This window comes from Janthinobacterium sp. GW822-FHT07H11 (assembly GCF_058798615.1).
Window position 1 is genome coordinate 6,163,290 of record NZ_CM179507.1, and the last position, 25,850, is coordinate 6,189,139.

25 protein-coding genes, 1 tRNA gene and 1 pseudogene are annotated in these 25,850 nt (G+C 65.0%); 11 read left to right on the top strand and 16 right to left on the bottom strand.

The window, feature by feature from the left end; genetic code table 11:
• Positions 1 to 39 precede the first annotated feature (39 nt).
• Positions 40 to 507, top strand: coding sequence for a DMT family transporter (locus tag AC3RCJ_RS27275; RefSeq protein ID WP_492957328.1), 468 nt, complete (start codon positions 40 to 42; stop codon positions 505 to 507).
• A 69-nt stretch (positions 508 to 576) separates the two neighbouring features.
• On the opposite strand, the gene AC3RCJ_RS27280 is transcribed toward AC3RCJ_RS27275, so the two are convergent.
• From AC3RCJ_RS27280 to AC3RCJ_RS27305, 6 genes are all read right to left on the bottom strand, one after another.
• A complete protein-coding gene (locus AC3RCJ_RS27280) occupies positions 577 to 1,899 on the bottom strand; it encodes a TolC family outer membrane protein (RefSeq protein WP_492957329.1) in 1,323 nt (440 codons plus the stop codon).
• Positions 1,900 to 2,042: 143 nt separating this feature from the next.
• Positions 2,043 to 2,366 (bottom strand): rhodanese-like domain-containing protein, encoded by a 324-nt coding sequence (locus AC3RCJ_RS27285; protein WP_492957330.1) that lies wholly within the window; start codon positions 2,364 to 2,366, stop codon positions 2,043 to 2,045.
• 14 nt (positions 2,367 to 2,380) lie between these two features.
• On the bottom strand, positions 2,381 to 3,031 hold the full coding sequence (locus AC3RCJ_RS27290; protein WP_492957331.1) for a protein-L-isoaspartate O-methyltransferase family protein: 651 nt from the start codon (positions 3,029 to 3,031) through the stop codon (positions 2,381 to 2,383).
• Positions 3,032 to 3,201: 170 nt separating this feature from the next.
• Positions 3,202 to 3,852, bottom strand: a complete 651-nt coding sequence (locus tag AC3RCJ_RS27295) for a TetR/AcrR family transcriptional regulator (protein WP_492957332.1) — start codon at positions 3,850 to 3,852, stop codon at positions 3,202 to 3,204.
• 165 nt (positions 3,853 to 4,017) lie between these two features.
• Positions 4,018 to 6,408, bottom strand: a complete 2,391-nt coding sequence (locus AC3RCJ_RS27300; RefSeq protein WP_492957333.1) for an FtsX-like permease family protein — start codon at positions 6,406 to 6,408, stop codon at positions 4,018 to 4,020.
• 144 nt (positions 6,409 to 6,552) lie between these two features.
• On the bottom strand, positions 6,553 to 7,848 hold the full coding sequence (locus tag AC3RCJ_RS27305; RefSeq protein ID WP_492957334.1) for an efflux RND transporter periplasmic adaptor subunit: 1,296 nt from the start codon (positions 7,846 to 7,848) through the stop codon (positions 6,553 to 6,555).
• A 345-nt stretch (positions 7,849 to 8,193) separates the two neighbouring features.
• Between AC3RCJ_RS27305 and AC3RCJ_RS27310 the strand changes: the two genes are divergently transcribed.
• Positions 8,194 to 9,066 carry a head GIN domain-containing protein gene (locus AC3RCJ_RS27310; protein WP_492957335.1) on the top strand — a complete coding sequence of 291 codons (873 nt, stop codon included), beginning with the start codon at positions 8,194 to 8,196 and terminating at the stop codon, positions 9,064 to 9,066.
• A gap of 142 nt (positions 9,067 to 9,208) precedes the next feature.
• The gene (locus tag AC3RCJ_RS27315) at positions 9,209 to 9,469 is read left to right on the top strand and encodes a YkgJ family cysteine cluster protein (RefSeq protein ID WP_070220477.1); all 261 of its coding nucleotides are present in this window, start codon (positions 9,209 to 9,211) and stop codon (positions 9,467 to 9,469) included.
• 9 nt (positions 9,470 to 9,478) lie between these two features.
• Here AC3RCJ_RS27315 and AC3RCJ_RS27320 read toward each other — a convergent pair whose 3' ends face one another.
• The 6 genes from AC3RCJ_RS27320 to AC3RCJ_RS27345 all read right to left on the bottom strand — a co-directional run bounded on the left by AC3RCJ_RS27320 (position 9,479) and on the right by AC3RCJ_RS27345 (position 13,914).
• Positions 9,479 to 10,507, bottom strand: coding sequence for an alcohol dehydrogenase catalytic domain-containing protein (locus tag AC3RCJ_RS27320; RefSeq protein ID WP_492957336.1), 1,029 nt, complete (start codon positions 10,505 to 10,507; stop codon positions 9,479 to 9,481).
• Positions 10,508 to 10,533: 26 nt separating this feature from the next.
• Positions 10,534 to 11,646: a flavin monoamine oxidase family protein gene (locus AC3RCJ_RS27325; RefSeq protein ID WP_492957337.1), complete on the bottom strand. Its 1,113-nt coding sequence runs from the start codon at positions 11,644 to 11,646 to the stop codon at positions 10,534 to 10,536.
• Complete coding sequence (locus AC3RCJ_RS27330) at positions 11,607 to 12,317, bottom strand: cupin domain-containing protein (protein ID WP_492957338.1); 711 nt, start codon at positions 12,315 to 12,317, stop codon at positions 11,607 to 11,609. Before AC3RCJ_RS27330 ends, AC3RCJ_RS27325 begins: the two co-directional genes overlap by 40 nt.
• A gap of 79 nt (positions 12,318 to 12,396) precedes the next feature.
• Positions 12,397 to 12,741, bottom strand: coding sequence for a carboxymuconolactone decarboxylase family protein (locus AC3RCJ_RS27335; RefSeq protein ID WP_070220483.1), 345 nt, complete (start codon positions 12,739 to 12,741; stop codon positions 12,397 to 12,399).
• 51 nt (positions 12,742 to 12,792) lie between these two features.
• Complete coding sequence (locus tag AC3RCJ_RS27340; protein ID WP_492957339.1) at positions 12,793 to 13,080, bottom strand: hypothetical protein; 288 nt, start codon at positions 13,078 to 13,080, stop codon at positions 12,793 to 12,795.
• Between the two features lie 60 nt (positions 13,081 to 13,140).
• Positions 13,141 to 13,914: an SDR family NAD(P)-dependent oxidoreductase gene (locus AC3RCJ_RS27345; RefSeq protein WP_492957340.1), complete on the bottom strand. Its 774-nt coding sequence runs from the start codon at positions 13,912 to 13,914 to the stop codon at positions 13,141 to 13,143.
• Between the two features lie 224 nt (positions 13,915 to 14,138).
• Here AC3RCJ_RS27345 and gcvA point away from each other — a divergent pair, with 224 nt between their 5' ends.
• The 8 genes from gcvA to AC3RCJ_RS27385 all read left to right on the top strand — a co-directional run bounded on the left by gcvA (position 14,139) and on the right by AC3RCJ_RS27385 (position 23,046).
• On the top strand, positions 14,139 to 15,071 hold the full coding sequence (gene gcvA / locus AC3RCJ_RS27350) for a transcriptional regulator GcvA (RefSeq protein WP_492957341.1): 933 nt from the start codon (positions 14,139 to 14,141) through the stop codon (positions 15,069 to 15,071).
• Between the two features lie 75 nt (positions 15,072 to 15,146).
• Positions 15,147 to 15,941 carry a DeoR/GlpR family DNA-binding transcription regulator gene (locus AC3RCJ_RS27355; RefSeq protein WP_492957342.1) on the top strand — a complete coding sequence of 265 codons (795 nt, stop codon included), beginning with the start codon at positions 15,147 to 15,149 and terminating at the stop codon, positions 15,939 to 15,941.
• A gap of 36 nt (positions 15,942 to 15,977) precedes the next feature.
• The gene (locus AC3RCJ_RS27360; protein ID WP_492957343.1) at positions 15,978 to 17,126 is read left to right on the top strand and encodes an MFS transporter; all 1,149 of its coding nucleotides are present in this window, start codon (positions 15,978 to 15,980) and stop codon (positions 17,124 to 17,126) included.
• 163 nt (positions 17,127 to 17,289) lie between these two features.
• Positions 17,290 to 18,135 carry an undecaprenyl-diphosphate phosphatase gene (locus AC3RCJ_RS27365; protein ID WP_492957344.1) on the top strand — a complete coding sequence of 282 codons (846 nt, stop codon included), beginning with the start codon at positions 17,290 to 17,292 and terminating at the stop codon, positions 18,133 to 18,135.
• A 6-nt stretch (positions 18,136 to 18,141) separates the two neighbouring features.
• A complete protein-coding gene (recQ, locus tag AC3RCJ_RS27370) occupies positions 18,142 to 19,965 on the top strand; it encodes a DNA helicase RecQ (RefSeq protein ID WP_492957345.1) in 1,824 nt (607 codons plus the stop codon).
• Positions 19,962 to 20,447, top strand: a complete 486-nt coding sequence (locus AC3RCJ_RS27375; protein ID WP_492965260.1) for a hypothetical protein — start codon at positions 19,962 to 19,964, stop codon at positions 20,445 to 20,447. Before recQ ends, AC3RCJ_RS27375 begins: the two co-directional genes overlap by 4 nt.
• 44 nt (positions 20,448 to 20,491) lie before the next feature.
• Positions 20,492 to 21,469, top strand: coding sequence for a LysR family transcriptional regulator (locus AC3RCJ_RS27380; protein WP_492957347.1), 978 nt, complete (start codon positions 20,492 to 20,494; stop codon positions 21,467 to 21,469).
• A 290-nt stretch (positions 21,470 to 21,759) separates the two neighbouring features.
• Positions 21,760 to 23,046, top strand: coding sequence for a Glu/Leu/Phe/Val family dehydrogenase (locus AC3RCJ_RS27385; protein ID WP_492957348.1), 1,287 nt, complete (start codon positions 21,760 to 21,762; stop codon positions 23,044 to 23,046).
• A 194-nt stretch (positions 23,047 to 23,240) separates the two neighbouring features.
• Here AC3RCJ_RS27385 and galE read toward each other — a convergent pair whose 3' ends face one another.
• The 4 genes and pseudogenes from galE to AC3RCJ_RS27405 form a co-directional block, all read right to left on the bottom strand.
• Positions 23,241 to 24,260, bottom strand: a complete 1,020-nt coding sequence (gene galE, locus AC3RCJ_RS27390; protein WP_492957349.1) for a UDP-glucose 4-epimerase GalE — start codon at positions 24,258 to 24,260, stop codon at positions 23,241 to 23,243.
• A 162-nt stretch (positions 24,261 to 24,422) separates the two neighbouring features.
• On the bottom strand, positions 24,423 to 25,103 hold the full coding sequence (gene trmB, locus AC3RCJ_RS27395) for a tRNA (guanosine(46)-N7)-methyltransferase TrmB (RefSeq protein ID WP_492957350.1): 681 nt from the start codon (positions 25,101 to 25,103) through the stop codon (positions 24,423 to 24,425).
• Between the two features lie 92 nt (positions 25,104 to 25,195).
• Positions 25,196 to 25,269, bottom strand: a tRNA-Gly gene (locus AC3RCJ_RS27400).
• A gap of 154 nt (positions 25,270 to 25,423) precedes the next feature.
• A pseudogene (locus tag AC3RCJ_RS27405) lies at positions 25,424 to 25,721 on the bottom strand (integrase core domain-containing protein); the annotation flags it as partial.
• Between the last annotated feature and the right edge of the window lie 129 nt (positions 25,722 to 25,850).

Sequence of the window (25,850 nt, forward strand, 5' to 3'; positions counted from 1 at the left end):
TACTATGGGTCCATCAACTCAATATGCTGGGAGTCGCACATGAACGGATGGATCACCTTGTTTGCCCCGCTGGCCATGCTGGCCGGCGCCGTCGTCCCCTTCCAGGCGGGCGCAAATGCTGCGCTGGGCCGCAACCTGGGCCACCCGCTGTGGGCCACGATCGCCTCGCTGGCCGTCAGCGCCGTGCTCGCTTCAGTGGTGATGCTGGTCTGGAGAGTCCCGGCGCCCGATTTTCACCTTGCCGTGCGCGGACCGGGCTGGTCCTGGCTGGGCGGCGCGGCCGGCGTGTTTTATATTACGGCCGCGCTGATGCTGGCGCCGCGCATGGGTTCCGGCCCTTTCATGGCGGCCGTCATCGGCGGGCAGATGCTGGCGGCGCTGGCCATCGACCGCTACGGCTTGCTGGGTTTTGCCGTCAAGCATATTTCTCCGCTGCACTGGGCAGGCGCAGGCCTGGTGGTAGCCGGTGTCGTGCTGAGCCAGTTCGCCAACAGCCGCGCCGTGTGACCACACTTCAAGGCGAAAAAAAACCAGCGCCGTCGCCGGTGCTGGTTTTAATTGACAACAAGACCGCGCTTACTTGTCGAGCAAGGCGTTGACGGGCATCAAATCCGTTTCCTTCAGGGTGCCGGCCGCCGCCTTCAGGCGCAAGCCGTTCATGATGGTGTCGTAGCGCGCTTTCGACAGGTCTTTTTGCGTCGAGAACAGTTGTTTCTGTGCATTCAGCACGTCGATATTGATGCGCACGCCCACCTGGTAGCCGAGCTGGTTCGATTCCAGCGCCGATTTGCTCGACACTTCCGCCGCTTCCAGCGCCTTGACTTGCGCCAGGCCGCTGTTGACGCCCAGGAAAGCCTGGCGCGCGCCCTGCGACGCCGTGCGGCGCGCCGTTTCCAGGTCGTTGCGGGCCTTGTTTTCCAGCGCGATCGATTCGCGCACCTTGCTGGTGACGGCAAAGCCGCTGAAAATCGGGATGCTCCACTGCACCCCGATGGCGTTGTTGTTGGAACTGCCGTTACCGCCGCCCGTCGTGTAGGTGTGGCCGGCGTTGGCGATCAAGTCCAGGGTCGGATAGTGGCCGGCGCGGTTGCGGCCGATGTCGCGCTTGGCCGACTCCACGTTGAACTGGGCCGTGACGACGCCATAGTTCTGCTCTTCCGCCGAGCTCACCCACGGATCGATGGCGGCCGGTTCCGGCGCGCTGAGGACCACGCCCGTGCGCATCGGCGCCAGCGATGCCGGGGCTTCGCCGATGATGGTTTGCAGCGCGCTGCGCTTGTTGGCCAGGTCATTGATGGCGGCAAATTCCTGCGCCACCACCAGGTCGTAGGCCGCCTGCGCTTCATGCGTGTCGGTAATCGTCTGCGTGCCCACCTCGAAGTTGCGCTTGGCCGATGCCAGCTGCTCCGTCGTGGCGACCTTTTGCGCCTGCGTCGCGCCCAGGTTGTCCTGCGCACTGAGCACGTCGAAATATGCCTGCGCCACGCGGGTGATCAGGTCTTGTTGCACTTGTGCAAATTGCGCTTCGGCAATTGCCTGCGCCAGCTTGCTTTGCTGATAGGTTTCCCAGCGATCCCAGCGGAACAGCGGCTGCGCCAGCGTCAGGTTGTAGGTATTCGTGTGTACCTTGACGGTCGGCATGGAGATGGTGCTGGTGATCGGCTCGATGCTGTTGCGCGTATTGCTGCCCGACGCCGAAATTTGCGGCAGCAAGCCTGCCAGCCCCTGCGGAACCCGTTCCATCCCGGCCGACAGGGCCGCGCGCGCGCTCGCATACTGCGCGTCATTGGCCAGCGCCTGCTGGTACACCTGGATGAGATCGGCCGCCTGCGCTTGCAGCGAGCATGTCATCGAGACAAAGGCGCTGGTCATCAGCACGGCGATAAGGGGTTTCCGCATTGCATTTCTCCGTTGGAGTCGTCAAAAGTTGATGGAATCAAAAATCTGCTACCGCCTGCCTTGCGCCCGCCGGGTGAGCAGGGTACAGGCATCCACAGGCATGCATGAAAGCAAGCCTGGGAGTGCATCTACTGCAAAATAACTTAGTATTGAGGCATGGTGCTGTCGACTTGCACAGCCCAGGCATGAACGCCGCCCGTCAAATTACTGATCTTGCCAAAACCATTGCGCTCCAGGAAGGCCGCCACTTGCATGCTGCGCGCGCCGTGATGGCAGATGCAGACGATCTCGGCGTCTTCATCGAGGTCGTCGATGCGCGCCGGAATCGAATTCATCTGCATCAAGGTGGCGCCATCGAGGTGGCACAGCTCAAACTCCCACTGCTCGCGCACGTCCAGCAAAAACGGCCGGGGACGCGATGTGTCAGCCAGCCAGGCGGCCAGCTGCGGTGCGCTCAAATGCTCCATCGAATCTCCGCCGCTTAAAACTGGAAGTGCGACGGCGCCACGGCCTGCAGGGGCGCGACATTGGTTTCAAACAGCTTGCGCGTGTCGTAGGCCTTGTCGGAACTGCGCGTGATCAGGTGTGCCGACATGATAGGCGCTTCGCCGATGATGGCCAGGATGCGGCCGCCCACTTTCACTTGTTGCAACAATGCTTCCGGCAACACGGACAGGGCGCCCGAGACGACGATCACGTCGTATGGCGCGCCCTTGCTCCAGCCCTGGGCGCCATCGCCCAGTTCCACGGTCACGTTGCTCACGCCATTGGCGGCCAGGTTCTGTTCGGCCAGCGCCTTGAGTTGCGGCACGATTTCCACGGTCGTCACATGACGCGCCTTGTGCGCCAGCAAGGCAGCCATGTAGCCGCTGCCGCTGCCGATCTCCAGCACATTTTCATGCTTCTTGACGGCTACGTCCTGCAAAATACGCGCTTCCAGCTTCGGCGTGAACATGCTTTCACCGCCGCCCAGCGGAATTTCGGTATCGACGAAGGCCAGGTTTTTATAGGCGGCCGGCACGAAATCTTCACGCTTGACCACGTTCAACAGCTCCAGCACGTCGAGATCCAGTACGTCCCATGGACGGATTTGCTGTTCGATCATATTGAAGCGGGCTTGTTCGATATTCATCTTTGGACTCGGTAAGTGAAGTAATAATCCGCCATTTTATCGTTGAACTGGCTGAAAGCACATGTTAACCATAAAGATGGGGGATGGAGGAAATTTGCGACGATCTGCAGATTTGAGGGGGTGAACCTTGGAAAAGGGGCAACTGAACGGTAGCAGGCAACGCCCGCCCCTCAGCTTTTTCCGGGCGCCTCCACCTGGAGGGCGCGCAAGCTCATGTCGATGAAGGCATCCATATAGGCGAGCGGGTCGATATCCTTGACCTCGCATGGCAGGAAGGAATGCGTCCACATCATCAGCATGGTAACGGGCGCGCTGAGGATGGTGCTGACCAGCACGGCATCGACCTGGCGGAATTCGCCGCGCTGCATGCCCCGTTCGAGCAGGCTGACGATCAGCCCATGGCCGCGCGCGACAACTTCTTCGTTGTAAAACTGCGCCAGTTCCGGGAAATTGTTCGCTTCGGCCATCATCAGCTTGGTCAAGCCGGCCAGTTTGGTGGCGCCGAACTCTTCCCACCATTGCATCATCACCTTGCGCAGCAGGTCGGCGCTGGACTCTTCCGAGGCGGCCATGCTGTTTTCCGCCTCGCCGATCGACTGCACCATATTGTCGCGCACCACGGCCTTGAACAGTTCCTGCTTGTTTTCAAAATACAAATACAAAGTGCCCTTCGACACGCCAGCCCGCTTGGCCACATCCTCCAGGCGCGTCGACGCGAATCCCCGTTCGACGAACAGGTCGAGGGCAGCGGCGAGCAATTCCTGGGGGCGGGCATCCTTGCGCCGCTCCCAGCGGGGCTTGGTATCAATCGGGGCTTGCATGTGTCATTCCGGGTAACTTACTTTTGAGTCATTAATATTAGACGCCTGCGCAGGTAAGGTCAAGCGCTGGCCGACAGACAGGCGCACCATTGTAGCGCGCCGCTGTCGCAAAAATGCGTCTGTCGGGAAAGATGTACAGTCCCGACAGGGAAGAAACTCAGGCCATCAATCGCGCAAGGCGGCTGCGGGCGCCATGCGCACGGCCGCCCAGGTATGGCGCACGGTGGCCAGGACCGCCACCAGCATGGCCAGCAGCAGCGCCGCCGCCAGGGGCCAGCCGCCCACCGGCGCGCGCTCGACAAAACCGGCCAGGTAGTGCTCGATGGCCACGGCCGCCAGCGGCAGCCCAAGCAAGGCGCCGGCGGCCAGCAGCAGCGCGAATTCGCGCCCCAGCAGGCGCATGATGGCGGCGCGGCCCGCGCCATGCAGCTTGCGCAGCACGATTTCACGCGTGCGGCGCTGCACGCTGTAGGCCGACAGCACATAGATGCCGAAGGCGGCCAGCAGCATGGCCACCACGCTGGCCAGACCCAGCATGCGCGCCAGGCGCAGGTCTTCCGCATACATGGCCGCCAGCAGGCTCTGCGCCGTATGCAGTTCCAGCATCCGCTCGGGAAAATGGCGGCGCCACAGGGGTGCGATGCGCGCGTGGACGAGCGCCATGGCGGCGTCGCTGCGCACGATGAGGGTGGCGCCATGGCGCAGATCGAACAGCATAGGCTGGAGCGCCTGGCGCATGCCCTGGAAGCGGATCGGCGGCGCGATGCCGATGATACGCTGCCCCGCCGGCATGAGCTGGCCCACGGCGTCCTGCGGCCTGGCATAGCCGAGCGCCAGCGCCGCCGGCGCATTGAGCACCACCACCTGGCTGCCGATCCTGTCCACGGCCGGATCGAACAGGCGGCCGTGCAGGGCCGCGATGCGGTGCAGCGCAAACCAGCCCGGCGTCATCGGCTTGTATTCCAGGCGCACATCGCGCCCGTCGCGCGTCCTGACGCTGCCGACCACGTTGTTGCCATCGCGCCCCACCGCTTCCACGATGCCCGCCACGCCATGGATGCCGGGCAGGCGCGCCACCGCTGCCTCGAATGCGCGCGCCGGCGCGCCGGCAGCGGCATCGGGCGGCAAGTCCAGCACCAGCAAGCCATCGGGCGCGAAGCCGGGCCAGGCATGGCTGCCGTACCACGACTGCCAGAAGACGGCCAGCGCGAGCGCACACAGCGCCATGGCGGCGCCGAACTGCAGCACCGTCAGCAGGCGGCGCAGCGTCTGGCCGGCGAGCGTTTCGCCGTTGCCGCGTCCCGCCAGCGCGGGGCCGGGCCGCACGCGCAGCGCGCACCAGGCGGGATAGGCGCCCGCGCACACGCCCGTCAGCACGCCAAACAGCAAGGCGCCGAGGCCAGTCCAGGGCGTGAAGAACGCTTCCAGCGGACGCTGCACCAGCTCCGCAAACAGGGGCAAGGCCAGCCAGGCCAGCAGCAGGCCGGCGCCGGCCGCCAGCACGCACGTCAGCACCGATTCGGCCAGGAACTGCCGCACCAGGCGCGATGCGCCCGCGCCCAGCAGCTTGCGCACGCCGATTTCGCGTTGGCGGCGCACGGCGCGCACGGTGGCCAGGTTGACATAATTAATGACGGCCAGGGCCAGGATCAGCAGCGCCAGCACGGCCAGCACCGCTACCCCGGCACGCTGGCCATGGCGCGCCGCCGCGCGGCTGTGGTACAGGTCCGCATCGAAATATGCATGCGCCAGCGGCAGCAAGGCGAGGTCGGTGGCGTTGTTTCCCTTCAGCGCGCGGCCCATGGACGAACCGCGCACCTGCCGGCCTTGCGGCGCATCGTTGACGGTCTGCTGCAGCAGCGCGGCCAGCGCGCCCGCGTCGGCGCCGTGACGCAGCCGCAGATAGATGGCGCCGCGCCCCGTGCCGGCAAAGGCGGCATCGCGCTGCGCGGCCGGCCAGGCGCTGCCCTCCCTGCCCACCAGCAGTTCATATGGCACGCTGGTATTGCGCTGGTGGTCGGGCAGGATGGCGCGCACCTGGAGGCTGGCGCCGCCGACCTGCAGCAGCTGGCCCAGCGCGGGCGCGTCGGCGAACAGCTTGCGCGCCGCCGCCTGCGTCAGCGCCACGGCATCGGGCTGCGCCAGCGCCGCGCGCAAGTCGCCCTGCAGCGGCGTGACGCCGAACAGGCTGGCGAAATCCGCGTCGACCGCCTGCACGTTCACCGGGTACAGCCGCTCGCCGCGCCGCACGGGCAGGTCGAGTTGCTTGACGATGCTCGCCAGCTCGACCGCGCCGCTGCGCCATGCCGCGTCGCGCAGCGACAGGTAGGCGTAGTTTTGCCATTCGGGACGGATGAACAGGTTGATGCGCTGCTTGACCAGATGCACGCGCTCGCGCTGCGGCACCTGGCTGTCGTAGCCGAAGCTGTAGCCGGCAAAGCCCAGCAGCAGGAAGCAGGCGGCAAAGCCTGCCGCCAGGCCCAGGATGACGGCCAGCGAGGCGCCCCGCTGCTGCACCAGCAGGCGCCAGCCGACGCGGAAATCGCCGGCCCTCATGCTGCCGGCACCGCAGGCACGCACGCGCGGCCCGGCATGCGCCCGCGCGCCCGGGTCCCGGCGCGGCCCGCGCCTGGCTGCTGCATCTTGCTGGTGCCGACTGGTGTGAACATGGCTGCGACCTTGCTTGTCAATGAGGATAATTTACTGGCGAATGTGCAGTCTGGGGGAATTTCCGTACGCCGCATAGCCGGACAGGATCACGCGCTCGCCCGCCTGCAAGCCTTGCAGCACTTCCAGCTGGCTGTTGTTACGCCGGCCGATGCGCACCGCGCGGCGCGCCGCCTGGTCGCCGGACGCATCGAGCACGAAAACCCAGGCGCCGCCGCTGTCGTTGATGAAGGCGCCATTCGGCAGCAGCAAGGCGGTGGCCGGTTCGCCCAGGGTGATCTGCGCATCGAGGCTTTGCCCCGGATTGAGCACGGGCGGCTGGCCATGCGTAAACACCAGTTCCACCGTGAAGCGGCCCTCCTTGATCTGCGGATAAATCGTCTGCACGACCAGCGCATAGCTGCGCCCATCCTGCAGCACGCTGGCCGGCCGCCCCGCCGCCATGCGGTGCAGGTAAAACTCGTCCACCCTGGCCGACAGCTTGTAGTGCACGGGATCGTCGATGCGACCCACGTTCTTGCCCGTCGCAATCGACTCGCCCACCTGCAGCCGGAAGTCCGTCAGCCGCCCGTCGGCCGGCGCGCGCACGGCCAGCGCATCGACCGTGGCACCGACCAGCAGCAGCCCGGAACTGAGGCCGGCGATGGAGGCGCCAAGCTGGCTGGCCGCATCGCCGCGCACCCGGTATTCCGCCTGCGCCGCCTGCTGCTCCTGCGCCAGCGCGCGCTGCTGCTGCAGCAGCCTGTCGGCCGACTCCTCCAGCGCCACGCTGGAAATGAAACCCTGCTGCGCCAGGCGCACATTGCGCGCATGCTGCTTGCCGCCCTGCTGCAGCGCGAACGCCAGGTCATCCAGGCGGCGCTGGTGGTCGCTGGCGCTGGCCTGCTGCGCCACGCGCAGGTTGGACAGGTTGAAGATCTGCTGCGCGTGTTCGGCCTTGCGCGCCAGCAATTCCAGGTTGCGCTGCGGGTTCGAGATGCGAAACAGCAGCTGGCCCTTCCTGACGAGCGCGCCGTCGCTGGCATGCACCGCCTCGATGCGTCCCGACTCGACCGAATCGAGGATCACGGAGTGCAGCGGCTCGGCGCTGGCGCGCACCACCACTTCATCGAGAAAAATGCCGCGCGTCACGGCGCCGATGCGCACTTCGCCGGCCGGCACCGGCAGGCCGCGCGGCATGGCCCGCCAGGCGGCGCCAGCCAGCAGCGCCAGCAATACAGCAGCGGCCAGCGCGGCGGCGGCGAGCCTGCGCCGGCTGCGCGGCAGCGGCGCATCCATCGCGGCGCCGCTGGCTGGCAGGCGCGGCAAGGAGGAATGGGGATCATGCATGGCGGTTCGCGTCTTCCGGTCGGGATCTTGCCCCTGCATTTGCAAGCGCCATGCCAGCCGTGCGCGGCACGCGAACAGGCGCGTCGCCGCCGCAGGCGGGCAGATCGCGGGCGCGGCGGTGTCCGTTTCCGGACAGCCGCTGTGCGCATGCGCACAGCGCAAGCAGCCCGGGGAGGCGGCACCAGCACAGCAGGCATGCAGTTCAGCCCCCATTTTGCGCAGTTCGTCGCATTTCCAGCCAAGCAGCGGGCCGGCCTTGCTACAGTCCTATCACAGCACGGCAGCCGCGGCGCGGCAGCCGGCTTTTTTCTGCTCCTGCCCCACAACAATCATAAAGGAAACACCATGCGTACCTTGCTGGCCCTGTGCTGCGCCGTCGCCCTTGGCGGCTGCGCCATCGTCATCAATCCCAACGATGGCGAAATACGCTATGCGGGCGCTTCGGGCAGCAATGCCGTCCAGGGCAACGAGCAAGTGAGCCGCGACGTGCGCCAGGTCAGCAGCCTGAACGGACTCGATATCGACAACATGAAACGCATCGACATCAAGATCGACGTGCGCGTCGGTCCCGCGCCATCGCTGGTCATCGAAGCGGACGGCAATCTGCAGCCGCTGATCCACAGTGACGTCAGCGGCAATACCCTGCGCATCTGGAGCGACGCCAATATTCGCAGCAGCAATGGCATTCACGTCATCTATACGACTCCGCAGTTGAGCAAGATCAATGTGTCCGGTTCAGGCCGCATGGTGGTGAGCGGTTTCAATGGCGCAGACCTGAGCCTGGTACAGCGCGGTTCAATGAAAAGTGAACTGTCCGGCAAGGTGGGCCGCCTCGAGGTGGCCGCCCACGGTTCGGGCAGCATCAACGCGGCGGCGCTTGGCAGCGGCAATACGGATGCCGTCTTGAACGGCTCGGGTCGCATCAACCTGGGCCAGGTCACGGGCGAGCGGTTCAACGTGGCCGTCAATGGTTCCGGCAATATCGGCGCCAGCGGCCGGGTGCAGCGCCTCGACGCCAACGTCAACGGCTCGGGCGACATCAACCTGGCGGCACTGCATAGCGAGGTCGCCTACCTGTCAAGCAATGGTTCCGGCGACATCGACGTCACCGCCTTGAACGAAGTCAACGCCCGCGCCAGCGGTTCGGGCCGCATTACCGTGCATGGCGACCCGGCACGCCGCACCCTGTCCGGCGCGCGCGTCAGCGTGGTGCGCTAAGCTAAGGCCGGGCAAGGGACGACATGCCGCGCCAGCTTGCTATACTGTCGTCCCCTGATCTTTTCCCAGCCCTCCGCCATGCCGTCCTGCGCCTGCTCCCTGGCAGCCGGATGGCAAGCTGGTCGTCCACTAAAGAATAACCATGAACTGCCGCGACCACTGCGGAGCGTGCTGCATCGCTCCCTCCATCACCAGTCCGATACCGGGCATGCCGAACGGGAAACCCGCTGGCGTCCGCTGCGTGCAGCTGGGAGACGATAGCCGCTGCCGCATTTTCGGACAGCCGGAACGGCCGGCGTTCTGCGCAGGATTGCAGCCGTCGGCAGAGATGTGCGGCGCCAGCCGCGAACAGGCGATACGCTGGCTCGACGACCTGGAGCAGGCAACGGCGCCGCAGACTTGAAGGGAATGCCTAGGCCTTCGGCAACATGGTCAGCACCATGCGGAACTTGACGTCCCCGGACTGCATGCGCTGACAGGCTTCGGCCGCACGTTCCAGCGGCATGGTTACGATACGCGGACGCACGTCGGCCAGCACGCTGAAAGCAAGCGTCTTTTCATTGTCATACGGCGTGCCGGTGATCGAGCCGAGCACGCCGCGTTCGCCCACCACCAATTTACCGGAAGACACGAGCAGCGGATCCTTGCCCGCGCCCAGCACGACCAGCCGTCCGGCTGGCGCCAGGCCATCCATCAGCGCCGTCACGGCGGCCGCGCTGGAGACGGTGGTGATGACCGCCTGCGCCCCGCCATGCGCTTGCACCACGGCGGCCGCATCCTCGGCCAGGCTGTCGACATACACGTGCGCGCCCAGCTCCAGCGCGTCGTGCGCAATATCGCCGCCGCGCCCGATCGCCACCACCTTGAAGCCCATGCGGCGCGCATACTGCAAGGCCATATGCCCCAGGCCGCCGATGCCCAGGATGGCGACCGTATCGCCCGCCTGCGCCCCGCTCTTCTTGAGCGCATTGAAGGTGGCGAGTCCGGCGCACAGGATGGGCGCCGCCTCTTCCGCATCGAGCTGCCCGGGAATGGATACCAGGCCGGTGGCGCGCGCCAGCATCATCTCGGCATAGCCGCCGTCGCGGCTGGCGCCCACGAACGGCTGGTCCTGACATAACTGGAAACGGCCTTGGCGGCAGGGCGGGCAGGCGTTGCAGTGGCCGCCCAGACGGCCGACGCCGACGCGCTGGCCGATTTGCCAGATGCCCGGCGTGTGTTCGCCCAGCGCGACGATGCGCCCGACCACCTCGTGACCGGGCACGCGCGGCGGCTGCAGCGCCGGGTCGGCGCCGTCGATATCGGCGCTGTCGGCGCCACAGATGCCGCAGGCTTCGACGGCGATCAAGACTTCGCCCACGCCAGGCAGCGGCGTGGCGCGCTCGACCAGTTCCAGCACGCCGGGGCGGCTCACTTGCATGGCGCGGTAAGTGGCTTTCATCTTCATTTCTCCTTCGTTGAGTTAAGTCACGGAATCGCCGGGCGCTGCTGCGCCGCTTGCCAGGCTTGCACGCCCAGAGCGGCCGCCTCGACCGCGCCGGCCAGATAGCCGGGAAAGCGCGGCGACCATTCGCTGGCGATGGCCGTCAGGCGGCCCTGCCAGGGACCGGCCGCAGGCGCCGCTGCCGGGGCGTGACCGTGCTCACCGCCGGCGTCGAGGTCGGCGGCGGTGGCGGTCAGCGCATCCTGCGACCAGTCCTTGATGGCATCGGTGCGCGGCGCGGCCGCTTGCGGGCCGAACAGCCGTACCAGCTGGGCCCGGCAATGCGCCAGCAAGACCCCATCGTCCAGGCGCTGGCGCGTGCGTGCCGGCACGGCCAGGAAACCAAACAGGGCAGCGCTGCCGCCCGGCATCGAGGCATCATGGATCTCGCCCAGCGGCCCGCTCTGGCTGCGCGCCGAACCGGACAAGCCCTGTTCGCGCCAGAACGGCCGCTCGTAGACGGCGACGTACTTCGCATGGGGCGCCATCCAGGTGGCGGTGGCGGTCCACTCGCGCGCCAGCGCCGCAGGCAGGGCCGGCTCGTACGCGATACCGGCGACAGCCAGGCGCGGCGGCAATGCCAGCAGCACGTGGCCGGCGCGCCAAGTGGTGACGGCGCTCGCCGCATCCGCGCTCGCCACCTCGACGTGATCGGCCGCGTGGCGCAGGCGCCGCACCTGTTGTCCGGTGACGATGCGCGTGCTGCGCAAGGTGCCGTGCAAGGCATCGGTCAGCGCATTCATGCCGCCGATCAGGCGCATCGATGGCGGCGCGCTCGCGTACGTGCGCATGCGCACCGGCGCCTCCCCCGCGGCGCGCTGGTACAGCATGTCGCCCTGGTCGTACTGGGCGAAGCGCTGCAGCCCCAGCCCGTCGACCAGCTGGTGCAGCGCGCACTGCTGCTCGGGCCAGAACCAGGCCGGGCCCAGGTCGAAGCGGTCGCTGCCGCCAGCTGCCTGCATGCCGGCGATACGCCCGCCGATGAAATCGCGCGCTTCGAGCACGACGACATTGGCCACGCCCAGCCGCTCCAGCAAGTGGGCCGCGTACAGGCCGCTCAGGCCGGCGCCGATAATGATGATGCGTGCGTGTTGCATGCTGATCCTTTCAAAGTCGTGTCCGCCACATGCCGGACTTTCAGGTAAACGGTGGCTCCCTGCGCACCGGCAACGATGGCGGGCAAGGTGCCGGCAGGCAGGCGCATCCAGCTGCGCGGCGCGCAGGCATGCTGGCGTGCGCGCACCTCGCCCTCGAGCACCAGCAGTTCCTGGCCGCCGCCTGCCTCGGCCAGCAAGGCTTCATGCGGCATCAGCCGCTGCAGGCTGACCTGCTCGGCAGCATCGTCGAACAGCGGACAGACGGCCCGCCCCCGCTGCTCGCGCCAGTTGGCGGGGTCGCGGGTGTCGATGCGGACGTGGCGCTGTTCGCGCGGCTGCATCTGCTGCAACTTGACGAAGATCACCGCCCCCGCGCCGCTCGACGGCCGGTGGCTGGAGCCGGGCGGATTGCGCAAATACCAGCCGGCGGGATAATCCACGCCGTCTTCGGAAAACGTGCCGTCGAGGACCAGGATTTCCTCGCCGCCCGGATGCCGATGCGGCGGGAAGAACGATTCGGGCGCATAGCGCACGATGCTCGTTGCGCGCGCTTGCTCGGCGCCTATGCGATCGAGCATGATGCGCTCGACGCCGCCCTGCGGCGACGCGACCCAGCGGTACTGGTGCGGCGCCAGGATGACGGGGCGCGAAAAATCGGCATTGATCAGCATGACAAACTTCCAGAGTTGAAAAAACGGCCAGCGCCAGCCACGGCATGGCGCCCTGGCCAGCGGTGGCGACGGCCAGCGCTTACTGCTTCGGCAGCTGTTGGTAGGCTTCCATCACGCGCGCCGAATACGTCAGCGCGGCGCCCGTATTGAGCGCGATCGCCACGCCGAGCGCTTCGGAAATTTCTTCCAGGGTCGCACCGGCTTCCACCGCTTTCTTCGTGTGCACCGAGATGCAGCCGTCGCAACGCGTGGTGATGGCCACCGCCAGCGCGATCAGTTCGTGGATCTTCGGCGCCAGGTGGCCGGTCTTGGCGGCGGCGCCGTCAATGGCCATCACGCCGCGCATCACGTCGGGGCTCTGCGCGGCGTAATCGCCGACTTTTTCCAGCAGGGAGTCGCGGTAGGTGTTCCAGTCTTGCATCATGATTTTTGCTCCAAAAAAGGGAATAGTAGGTAGCAGCGGGCGGGTGCCCGCTTACGCCACGGTATAAATGCGCACGTCGGGCGCCGCGTCCAGCAGCGGCGTGAGCGCCACCACCACGTCGCTGTTGAACAGCGCGCTTTGCAGATAGGCATTGGCGTTGCCCACGCTGTCGAAGCCATGCAGCACTTGCACGTCTTCCTCGCGGATCAGCAATTGCTTCGACTGCGCGCCCGCGATGCCGGCCAGGAACGGCGCCTTGTACTGCTGATAGACGCCAGCCGCCGCGGCGCGGTTGGCGTTGGCGTTGGCGATCTTGAGGGTGATTTGCAGATAAGCCATGCGATGCTCCTTGATGATCAGGTGAAGAAAAGGCGGGCAAGGCGGGCTTGCCCCAGGTATTTAGTTGCGGCCAGCCATCACGCCGCCATCGACGTCCCACACCGCGCCGGTCACCCAGGCGGCCTTGTCGGACAGCAGAAACGCCACCACTTCCGCCACGTCCAGCGGCGTGCCCACGCGGCCGATCGGGTGGAAACCGTTGAAGCCCTGCAGCGCATCATGGACCTCCGCCTTCGGAATAAAACCTTCGTAGATCGGCGTCTGCACGACGGCTGGCGAGACGGCGTTGACGCGAATCTGCTTCGATGCCAGTTCCATCGCCAGATGCTGGGTCAGCGAGTGCAGGCCGGCCTTGGCCATCGAATACGCCGACGATGGCGTGGCGGCGATCGCCTGCTTGCCCCACATCGAGCCGATGTTGACGATAGACCCAGGGCGTCCGCCGGCGACCAGGTGCGCGGCCACCTTTTGCGTGATGAAGAACAAGGCCTTGTTGAGATTCATATACTGGTCGTAGTCGGCGGCGCCGTGTTCGAGGAACGGTTTGGGGAAGAACACGCCGGCCGCGTTGACCAGCAGATCGATGTCCGCATGCTGTTCGTCCAGCGTTTTGAGCAGCGCGGCCAGGCCCGCGTCGCTCAACAGGTCGGCGGTCACCGCCCACACCGTGCCGAGTGCCGACAATGCCTTGCGCGCCTCTTCGGTTTTCTCTGCGCGGTGGCCGACGATCACGGCGCTGCCGCCTTGCTCCAGCACCACGCGTGCCGTCGCCAGACCCATGCCGCTGGTGCCACCCACGACCAGCAGTTTCTTGCCTTCGAATTGCTTGCTCATTTTCATTCCTTTCCTATGCCCGCCGTCCAGGCAGGTGCTGTTGAAGAAAAACTTCCTGGCAGTTGTGTACTGCCGCGATGCAATGCATTCTGCGCTTGGCGGCGAACGGGAACAAACCAGATTAAATGTCAGTCATTGAAAGAAAATCTTTAGTGGCACGGCTGCGAAGTGACTAAAATAGGCACGCAGAGACGCACAATCACGCGACACCATGGAAGAAAATCATGAAGACACCGATCCATCTGAACGCCTTGCGGGCATTCGAAGCCAGCGCCCGCCACCAGAGCTTTTCAGCCGCCGCCGCTGAACTCAACGTCAGCCCCGCTGCCGTGGGCCAGTTGGTGCGCACCCTGGAAGACTGGCTGGGCGCGCCGCTGTTCCATCGGCACACGGCGGGCAAGACGCGGCTGGTGGCGACGCAGGCCGCGGAGCGCGCGCTGCCGGATTTGCGCGCCGGCTTTGACCGCTTGCTGCTGGGTCTGGAAAGGCTCAAGGAAGGTTCGCTCAACGGGGTGCTGACGGTGACCGTCAGTCCCGCCTTCGCCGCCAAGTGGCTGTTGCCACGGATTGAACGCTTTCAATCGGTCTGCCCGGAAACCGACGTGCGGCTCGATACCAGTCTGAAGCCCGTCGATTTCGTCTCGCAACGCATCGATATCGGCGTGCGCTACGGCACCGGCAACTGGCCGGGACTGAGCGCCGACAAATTGATGGATGAAGAAGTCTATCCCGTGTGTTCGCCCGCGTTTCAGCAACAGCATGCGCCATTGCGGCAGCCGGCCGACCTGGCGCGGCAAACGCTGATTCACGACCTGTCGATGGATGGCCATGGCGATTTTCCAACGTGGGAAGCGTGGCTGCAGAAGGCGGGCGTGCGCGATAGCGCCGCCTCGCGCGGCATGAAGATCAACAATTCGGCGGCGGTGCTGCAGGCGGCGGCCGAGGGCCATGGCGTGGCGCTGGCGCGCAGCGTGATGGCGCATGACGATATCGCCTCCGGGCGGCTGGTACGCCTGTGCGGCGCGATGACTTTTCTTTCGCCGCTGGCCTACTACGTGGTCTACCGGCCGGAGTCCGCAGGCCTGCCGCGCCTGGCGACCTTTCGCGGCTGGCTGCTGGAAGAGGCAGGCAAGCAGGCCGCCGCGGTTGCACGGTAAGCCAGCCGTTGGCCGCCGTAACGCGCAGATAAGCATTGACCGCATTTGCACGTTTGCGTATATTAATGCACATTCATGCACGTTTTAAAACACCACACGATGACTGCCGCCCTGCTCCTCAAACAACGCCATGCGTTGATCCAGCAACAACTGCACGCCGACGGACGGGTCCTGGCGCTGGACCTGGCACGCCAGCTCGATGTTTCCGAAGACACCATCCGGCGCGACTTGCGCGACATGGCGGCGGCCGGCCTGTGCCAGCGCGTGTACGGCGGCGCCCTGCCGCTGGCGCCCGATGGCGGCAGCCTGAGCCAGCGCAAACAGGCGGCGCCCGAGCGCAAGGCGCGCCTGGCGCAGGCAGCCCTGTCCCTCGTGCGCGCGGGGCAAGTGCTGTTCCTCGATGCCGGCTCGACCAACCTGGCCATCGCCAGCGCCTTGCCGCCGTTAGCGCTCACTGTCATCACCAATGCGCCGGCCATTGCCATGGCACTGATGGAGCGCCCGGAGATCGAGCTGATCATGGCCGGCGGGCGCGTCGACCGCCGCGCGGGCGCCAGCCTCGGTCCGCAGGCGCTGCGCACGGTCGAGCGCATGCATCCCGACCTGTGCTTCCTGGGCGCCTGCGGCGCCGACGCGGAAGCGGGCGTGACGGCGTTTAACTATGACGAGGCGGAGTTCAAGCGCAGCATCGCCGGCGCCAGCAAGGCCGTCGTCGTGGCCGCCACCAGCGACAAGCTGGGCACGGCCGCGCCGTTCGGCGTGCTGGCCACGGGCTTGCTGCAGCACCTGGTGCTGGAGGCGGACGCCGCCGCCGAACATGCGGCCGCCTTCGAACGCATGGGCGTGCACGTGCTGCGCGCCCGCGCCTGATCCTTCCTTTCCCTCTGACACTTGAAAAGTTCCCCCATGCACCTTACCGGCACCCTGCAACAACGCGCCACGCGCCTGGTCTTTTTCGCCGCCGGCCTCGGCATGGCCGCCTGGGCTCCACTGGTCCCGTATGCCAAGTCGCGCCTCGGCCTCGATGAAGCCACGCTCGGTATCCTGCTGCTGTGCCTGGGCGCCGGCTCGCTGTGTGCGATGCCGTTCACGGGCATGCTGTCCGCGCGCTTCGGCTGCCGCAAGGTCATCGTCGGCGCCGGCCTGCTGCTGATCGCCATCCTGCCCGGCCTGGCGCTGGCGGCCAGCCCGCTGCAGCTGGGCCTGGTACTGCTGGTGTTCGGCGCGGCCATGGGCACCTTCGACGTGGCCATCAATATCCAGGCCGTGATCATCGAGAAGGCCAATGGAGGCGCGATGATGTCCGGTTTTCACGCGCTGTTCAGCGTGGGCGGCTTCGCCGGCGCGGCCTGCATGGCCCTGCTGCTGTGGCTGGGCCTGACACCGGCCTGGTCCTGCGTGGTGGTGATGCTGCTGTTGTGCGGCGTGCTGGGCACGGCGCACAGCCATCTGCTGCCGACGGCGTCCGCCTCCGGCGAAAAGACGCCGCTGTTCGTCATGCCGCACGGCGCCGTCATTGTCATCGGCCTGCTGTGCTTTATCGTCTTCCTGGCCGAAGGTGCCATCCTCGACTGGAGCGCCCTGTTCCTGACCACCACGCGCGGCCTCGACGAAGCCAAGGGCGGCCTCGGCTATGCTGCCTTCGCCATCGCCATGACGGTGGGCCGTTTCACCGGTGACAAGGTAGTCAGCCGCTTTGGCGGCAAGCGTGTGCTCACTTTCGGCGGCCTGTGCGCGGCCAGCGGCTTTTTCCTGGCCGTGCTGGCGCCACAGGCCGGCCTGGCCATGGCCGGCTTCGTGCTGATCGGCCTGGGTGCGGCAAACATCGTGCCCATCCTGTTTACGGCGGCCGGCAACCAGAACGCCATGCCGGCCAGCCTGGCGGTCGCGGCCATCACCACCATCGGCTACGCGGGCATCCTGGCCGGGCCAGCCGTGATCGGCTTCGTGGCGCACGCCACCAGCCTGAATATCGCCTTCGCCATGCTGGGCTGCGCGCTGCTGCTGGTGGCCGCCAGCGCGCGCCTGGCGGCACCGTCCGGACAGTCCGCCTGACACTGCCCTGCCGCCTGGCGGCGGCGGCAAAAAACCGCTGTCCGCCAGCGCCCAAATCGGCTCCACGGGGCGCTCTCGTGGTAAGCTTCGACCCCGCGCTGCATGCAGGCGCGTCGCGCTCACCCCATCCTGTCATTTACACCCGTTTCATTTACGTACATCTATGGATCTCATTCTTGCGTTAAAAGCCATCATCATGGGCCTGGTCGAAGGTTTTACCGAATTCCTGCCGATTTCCTCGACAGGACACCTGATCCTGGCTGGCAGCCTGCTCGACTTCACCAACGATGTGTCGAAGGACGTGATGGATGTCTTCGAGATCGCGATCCAGGCCGGCGCCATCCTGGCCGTCTGCTGGGAATACCGCCAGCGCATCGGCAGCGTGCTGTCCACCTTCGGCACCGAGGTCAAGTCGCGCAAGTTCGTGCTGAACGTGGCCATCGCCTTCATCCCGCTGGCCGTGATCGGACTGGCGATTGGCAAGATGATCAAGCATGCGCTGTTCAAGCCCGTGCCCGTCGCCATGGCCTTCATCATCGGCGGCATCATCATCCTGCTGGTGGAGCGCCGCGCGCGCACCAACCCCGTCGCCGTACGCGTCAACTCGGTCGATGAAATGACGCCGTTCGATGCCCTGAAAGTGGGCTGCGCCCAGGCCTTCGCGCTGATTCCCGGCACCAGCCGTTCCGGTTCGACCATCATCGGCGGCATGCTGCTGGGCCTGTCGCGCAAGACAGCCACCGAATTCTCGTTCTTCCTGGCCATCCCGACGTTGCTGGCGGCCACCTTCTATTCGCTGTACAAGGCGCGCGACATCCTGTCGGCCACCGACGTGCCTTTGTTCGGCCTGGGCACCGCGGCCGCCTTCATTTCCGCCTTCCTGTGCGTGCGCTGGCTGCTGCGTTACATCAGCTCGCACGACTTCACGTTTTTTGCCTGGTACCGCATCGTGTTTGGCCTGCTGGTCCTGGCCAGCGCCCACTACGGCTGGGTTGTTTGGGCAGAATAAGGCACTATGAATCAAGATCTTAACCAGCGCGCGCTGCACCTGCTGCAGACCGTTTTCGGCTATCCGGCCTTCCGCGGCCAGCAAGCCGATATCGTCGACCACGTCAGCCATGGCGGCGACGCGCTGGTGCTGATGCCCACGGGCGGCGGCAAGTCACTGTGCTACCAGATTCCCGCCCTGCTGCGCGACGGCGTCGGCGTCGTCATCTCGCCTTTGATCGCGCTGATGCAGGACCAGGTGGACGCGCTGGAGGAAGTGGGCGTGCGCGCCGCCTTCCTCAATTCCACGCAAACCTACGAAGAAGCGAGCCGCATCGAGCGCCTGGTGCGCACGGGCGGCATCGACGTCGTCTACGTGGCGCCCGAGCGCCTGATGACGCAGCGCTGCCTGGACCTGTTCCAGGCCTCGAAGATCGCGCTGTTCGCCATCGACGAGGCGCATTGCGTGGCCCAGTGGGGTCACGACTTCCGTCCCGAATACATCAAGCTGTCGGTGCTGCACGAGCAGTTCCCGGACGTGCCGCGCATCGCGCTCACGGCCACCGCCGACCCGCAGACGCGCGCCGAAATCGCGCTGCGGCTGCAACTGGAAGACGCGCGCCAGTTCGTCTCGTCCTTCGACCGCCCGAACATCCGCTACCAGATCGTGGAAAAGGCGAATGGCCGCAAGCAGCTGCTCGACTTCATCAACACGGAACATGCGGGCGACTGCGGCATCGTCTACTGCCTGTCGCGCAAAAAGGTGGAAGAGACAGCGGAATTTCTGAACCAGAGCGGCATCCGTGCCCTGCCGTATCACGCCGGCATGGAGTACGCCAAGCGCAGCGCCAACCAGGCGCGCTTCCTGCGCGAGGAAAACATCGTCATGGTCGCCACCATCGCCTTCGGCATGGGCATCGACAAGCCCGACGTGCGCTTCGTCGCGCATCTGGATCTGCCGAAGAGCATTGAGGGCTATTACCAGGAGACGGGGCGCGCGGGCCGCGACGGCATGGCCGCCAACGCCTGGATGGCGTACGGCTTGCAGGACGTGGTGCTGCAGCGGCGCATGATCGACGAATCGGAAGCGGATGAAACCTTCAAGCGCGTCCTGGGCGTCAAGCTCGACGCCATGCTGGGCCTGTGCGAAACGCTCAGCTGCCGCCGCATGCGATTGCTCGAATACTTCGGCGAACCGGCTTCGCCATGCGGCAATTGCGATACCTGTTTGGTGCCGCCCGTGTCCTTCGACGGCACGGTGCCCGTGCAAAAACTGCTGTCGGCCATCTACCGCGTCGACCAGCGCTTCGCCGGCGGCCACGTGATCGATGTGCTGCGCGGCGTGGAGTCGGAACGCATCAAGACCTGGCACCACGATTCGCTGTCCGTGTTCGGCATCGGTTCGGACCTGGGCGAAGCGGAATGGAAATCGATTTTGCGCCAGGCCATTGCGCTCGGTCTCGTCTCGGTCGACCATGAACAATACAGCTCGCTGAAGCTGACGGACGCCTCGCGCCCCGTGCTCAAGGGCGGCCAGAAAGTGCAGCTGCGCCAGTACCAGAAACCGGTGAAAACCAGCAAGCGCAGCACCAGCGTGGCGAAAGGCTATGTCGAGACGGACCTGTCGACCAGCGAGCAGGCGATCTTCGACAAGCTGCGCTGGTGGCGCGTGGAGACGGCGCGCACGCATAACGTGCCGGCCTACGTGATTTTCGTCGACGCCACCCTGCGCGAAATCGCCAAGGCCAAGCCTACCTCGCTCGAGCAGATGCGCGGCGTGAGCGGCGTGGGCGAGAAAAAACTGGCCTCGTACGGCGACGAAATCGTCGCCATGATCCTGGAGATGATTTGATGGAGGCACTCTCGCCGGACCTGATTTACCAGGCCGTGAAAATCCTCGGCGCCCAGCCTGACGCGCAAGACGCGGTGGAAGCGCAAGTCCGTGCCCTGGTCGGCGACGACCTGACCGTGCGCCGCCTGGCCGACGTGGTGCCGGAAGCCTTCGGCCTGGTGCTGGCGTCGCACCTTCCCGGCGCCGCAAACATGACCTTGCCCGACACCTTCCGCGCGCAGGACGAGGATGGCGAGTGGGTGGAATTCCCCCTGCGCCGCGAACCGATCTTTGTCGTCGCCTTGGACATCGCCCAGCACACCTTCCACAACGGCCCGCGCGCGCTGATGCAGAACCTGGCCGACCGCAGCTCGCTGCTGTCGGCCATCAACCAGGGCTTGAACGCGGGCGGCTCGCTCGACGGCACGACGCTGGGCCCGCCATCCTTCTTCGGCCTGCCCGCCGCGCTGTACCAGCCGGTGGCATCGCCCGAGACGCCCTGACCACTTTACTTTGCCCCTGCCCTTGACAAGAGAACGCTGCCGCGATGGAAACCAAATGGCTGGAAGACTTCATCTCGCTCGCTGAAACGCATAATTTCAGCCGTTCCGCGGCCCTGCGCCACGTGACCCAGCCGGCCTTTTCGCGACGCATCCAGTCGCTGGAAAACTGGCTCGGCATCGATCTGGTCGACCGCACCTCGTATCCCACGCGCCTGACGCCGGCCGGCGCCGTGTTCTACGAGCAGGCGCTGGAAATGCTGGGGCAGATCAACGGCGTGCGCGCCCTGTTGCGCGGCAAGCGCGCCGCCACGCAGACGAGCGTCGACTTCGCCGTGCCGCATACCCTGTCGCTGACCTTCATGCCGAAGTGGCTGACGGCGCTGGAAGACGGTTTTGCGCCGATCAACAGCCGTCTGATGGCGCTGAACGTGCACGACGCGGTGCTGCAGCTGGTCGACGGCGGCTGCGACCTGCTGCTGTGCTATCACCATCCGCGCCAGCCGGTGCAGCTGGACCCGGGCCGCTACGACATGCTGGTGATGGGCCGCGAAACCCTGCGCGCGTATGCGCGCTGCGGCCAGGACAAGGTGCCGGACTTCGTCCTGCCCGGCAGCGCCAAGGAGCCGCTGCCCTTCCTCTCCTACACCAGCAATGCCTACCTGGGACGCATGGTGGAACTGCTGGTGGCCGACGCCAAGACGCCGCTGTTCCTGGAAACCTGCTACGAAACGGACATGGCCGAAGGCCTCAAGATGATGGCGCTGGAAGGGCGCGGCATCGCCTTTTTGCCGGAGTCGGCTGTCATGCGCGATGTCAAGTACAAGCATCTGGCGCGCGCCGACGGCGGCGCGCCAGGCTGGGAAATCGAACTGGAAATCCGCCTGTACCGCGAACGTCCATCGGGCCTGCGTCCCGGCAAGCAGATCGTCGAAAGCCTGTGGCAGTACCTGGTGCAGGCGCAGGAAGGCAGGGCGCGCGCCGGCAAGCGCCGCAAGCGCGCCACTGAAGCCGTCAAATCCTGACTGGCAATCCTGACAATATAACTATGCAATAAATGCATAACCGGATGCGCACAAAGCATTGGCCGGGGCGTGAGGCTATCGCCTACGATGCGGTTCCGCTGCGCGCAACTCAATTGATTGCGCCTACCACAGCATTTTTGAATGCCAGGGAAAATCGTAGCGAGCGGCAGTGATTTGTGGCCGAGAAGCGCAGCTGTACGAAGGTACAGCGAGCATCGCCGGCCGCAAAGCACGACGCACAGTAGATTTTTCGGCATTACACCACCGTTTTGTCCAGGAGCTTATCAAGCATGACCAGCAAGCACGCACTTCCTTCCTACCTCAATCCTGAAGACCTGGGCCCATGGGGCGTCTACCTCGAGCAGATCGACCGCGTTACGCCTTACCTGGGCAACCTGTCGCGCTGGGTGGAAACGCTGAAGCGTCCAAAGCGCATCCTGACGGTCGACGTGCCTATCGAGCGCGATGACGGCACCATTGCCCACTACGAAGGCTACCGCGTGCAGCACAACCTGTCGCGCGGCCCGGGCAAGGGCGGCGTGCGCTTCCACCAGGACGTGACCCTGTCGGAAGTGATGGCCCTGTCGGCCTGGATGACGGTCAAGAACGCGGCGGTCAACGTGCCATACGGCGGCGCTAAGGGCGGTATCCGTGTCGATCCGAAGACCTTGTCGCGCAACGAACTGCAACGCCTGACCCGCCGCTACACGAGCGAGATCAGCATGATCATCGGACCGAACAAGGATATCCCGGCACCGGACGTCAACACGAATGAACAAGTCATGGCGTGGATGATGGACAGCTACGCCATGATCGGCGGCAATATGTCGACCGGCGTGGTGACCGGCAAGCCGATCTCGCTGGGCGGCAGCCTGGGTCGCCGCGATGCGACGGGCCGCGGCGTGTTCGTCGTCGGCAGCGACGCGGCCGCCAAGGTCGGCATGTCGCTCGAAGGCGCGAAGGTCATCGTGCAAGGTTTCGGCAACGTGGGCGGCGTCGCCGCGCGCATGTTCGCTGAAGCCGGCTCGAAAATCGTCGCGGTACAGGACCACAAGACCACCGTCGTGCACGCCGGCGGCTTGAACATCCCGCAATTGCTGGCACACGTGGCCGAAGTGGGCAGCGTCGAAGGCTTCCCGGGTGCCGAGGCATTCGTGCCACGCGAAGATTTCTGGGGCATCGATTGCGACATCCTGATCCCGGCCGCGCTGGAACAGCAGATCACCGCCGAACGCGCACAAGTCATCCGCGCCAAGATCATCCTGGAAGGCGCCAACGGCCCGACCCTGCCGGCAGCGGACGACATCCTGACCGACCGCGGCGTGCTGATCGTGCCGGACGTGCTGGCCAACGCCGGCGGCGTGACCGTCAGCTACTTCGAGTGGGCGCAGAACTTCTCGAGCTTCTTCTGGACGGAAGAAGAGATCAACAGCCGCCTGACCCGCATCATGCGCGAAGCATTCGACGCCGTATGGCAAGTGTCGCAAGAGAAGAAAGTGTCGATGCGCACGGCCACCTTCATCCTGGCGTGCACCCGCGTCCTGCAAGCGCGCGAAGTGCGCGGCCTGTATCCATAATGGCTGCCTGAGAAAATGCCTGGGGCGTTGTTGCCTGCCCCTCGCCGTACTGGCGTACTGTCTTCGGGGCGGCGCCTAGCCCCCGACATTTTTCAGGCGCCATTGCTACCTTTGACGCCATTGGTTTAATGGCGCTCTAAAAAAATCCCGCCACACTTTTGTGTGAGCGGGATTTTTTGTATCTGGCGGACTTTCTACGCCGCGTAGCCTTGCGGATTCTGGTGCTGCCAGCGCCAGTGGTCGCGGCACATGTCGTCGATGTTTTTTTGCGCTTGCCAGCCCAGCAATTGCTTCGCCTTGTCGGCCGAGGCGTAGCAACTGGCGATGTCGCCGGGGCGGCGTGGCACGATGTCGTAGGGGACCTTGCGGCCGCTGGCCGCTTCGAAGGCACGCACGGTATCGAGCACGCTGTAGCCGTGGCCCGTGCCCAGGTTGACGGTAAAACCGCCCTCGGTGGAAAACAGGCGGTGCAACGCCGCCACATGGCCCAAGGCCAGGTCGACCACGTGAATGTAGTCGCGCACGCCCGTGCCGTCCGGCGTAGCGTAGTCGTTGCCGAAGACGGCCAGGCGCTCGCGGCGGCCGACGGCCACCTGGGCGATGAAGGGCATCAGGTTGTTCGGAATGCCGGCCGGATCTTCGCCGATCAAGCCGCTGGCATGCGCGCCCACTGGATTGAAGTAGCGCAACACACCTATCTGCCACTGGGCATCGGCATGCACGAGATCGGCCAGGATCTGCTCGACCATCAGCTTCGAGCGGCCGTAGGGGTTGGTCACGGACAGGCGCGACGTCTCCACGATGGGCAAGGCTTCCGGATCGCCATACACGGTGGCCGAGGAACTGAAGACAAAACGCTTCACGTTCGCCGCCGCCAGCACTTCCAGCAGCGCCAGAGTACCCGTCACATTGTTATCCATGTACATCAAGGGCTGCGCCACGGATTCCCCCACCGCCTTCAAGCCCGCGAAATGGATCACCGCATCGATGGCATGCGCGCGCAAGACGGCAGCCATGGCGGCGCGGTCGCGTACATCGGCCTCGTGGAACGGCACGCTTTTGCCCGCGATGCGTTCGACGCGCGCCATCGCTTCGCGCGAACTATTGCACAGATTATCCACTGCAACCACGTCGAAACCGGCGGCAAGCAATTCGACGCAGGTGTGCGAACCGATGAAGCCGGAGGCGCCAGTCACGAGTATTTTCTTGGTCATAACATCAATCAATACAAAAAAGACAAGACTACCCGATTTTTTCTGTATTGCCAAGCAAACGTGCAGGCATGCGCCATGGCCCAGTCCTTGGAGCAATAAAAAAGCCTGCAGCGCAGGCGGCAGGCTTGGCTACGGACGGCCTTGTGGCCGCCTTGACAGTGCTTACTTCTTGATAAACACCAGATCCCACACGCCATGGCCCAGTTTCAGGCCCCGATTTTCAAACTTGGTCAGCGGACGGTAGGCCGGCTGCGGCGCATAGCCCTCCGCACTGTTTTGCAATTGCGGTTCGGCACCCAGCACTTCCAGCATCTGCACCGCATAGTCTTCCCAGTCCGTCGCGCAATGCAGATAACCGCCTGGGGCCAGGCGATCCGTCAATTGCTTGACGAATGGGGATTGGATCAGGCGGCGCTTGTTATGGCGCGCCTTGTGCCATGGATCAGGGAAGAAGACGTGGATGCCGGCCAGCGAATTGGCCGGAATCATATGCGTCAGCACTTCCACGGCGTCATGCTGCAGCAGGCGCAGGTTCGTCAGCGATTCCTCGCCGATCAGCTTCAACAGGCTGCCGACACCCGGCGTATGCACCTCGACGCCGATGAAATCCTTCTCCGGCATGGCCTTGGCAATATGCGCCGTGGTCGCGCCCATGCCAAAGCCGATTTCCAGGACGACGGGCGCCTTGCGGCCAAATACTTGCTCGAAGTCCATGGTCTCCTTGGCGAAAGGCAGCAGGAACTGCGGCCCCAGCGTCTCCAGCGCACGCGCCTGCGCCACGGAAAGCCGTCCCGCACGGGTCACGAAACTGCGAATGCGGTGTTCGGTCGGATCATACATCATCGGCCGCGCCGGGCCGTTTGCTGGGATATCAGAAGACATGGGAATGAAGGAAATAGTGGCCGCGCCGCACAAAGTCAGGCGCCAGCGAAAAATGGAGCGGGTGAAGGGAATCGAACCCTCGTCGTAAGCTTGGGAAGCTTCTGCTCTACCATTGAGCTACACCCGCGAAGCCTGCATTTTACGCGGCTTTCACTGCTATTGGCAACGTTACAGCATGGTTGCTGTGATCGAAAATGCGATGGCCGATTTCTCCGAGGTGTGATGGCCTGCAGGGGGCAAGCTTCAAATCAACTATGCCAGGCTATCTGCGGATGTAATGGTCAACCCATCCCGAACACGACGATAAGTTTTTCTTCGGCGACGGCCAGTGCCAATCCGTGATTAAACCGATGTGGCCGTATCCAGTTATACCGGTGCATCAGATAAAGGCTGATGTCCCGTTGTGCTTCCTGTGCCGTCATATAACCGGTTGACGGCAGTCATTCAGTTTCGAAGCTGCGAAACAGCCGTTCCTGCGGGTGAGTTATCCCAACAATTTTCCCGACGGCTCATACTCTGTCGTATCCGATAGCGCCACAAGCGCTGACGGAATTTTCGACTGGCGTACTGGGCGGATTCAACCCTGGAAACCGGAAACAAACAACAGATGGCTCTGGGGGCACGGACTCAGTTATCAATCGCATTATTTTTGCGATGGAGCTACCTTAATCATCGAGTAATATTGCATGATGCACAGCAACTTCTGTG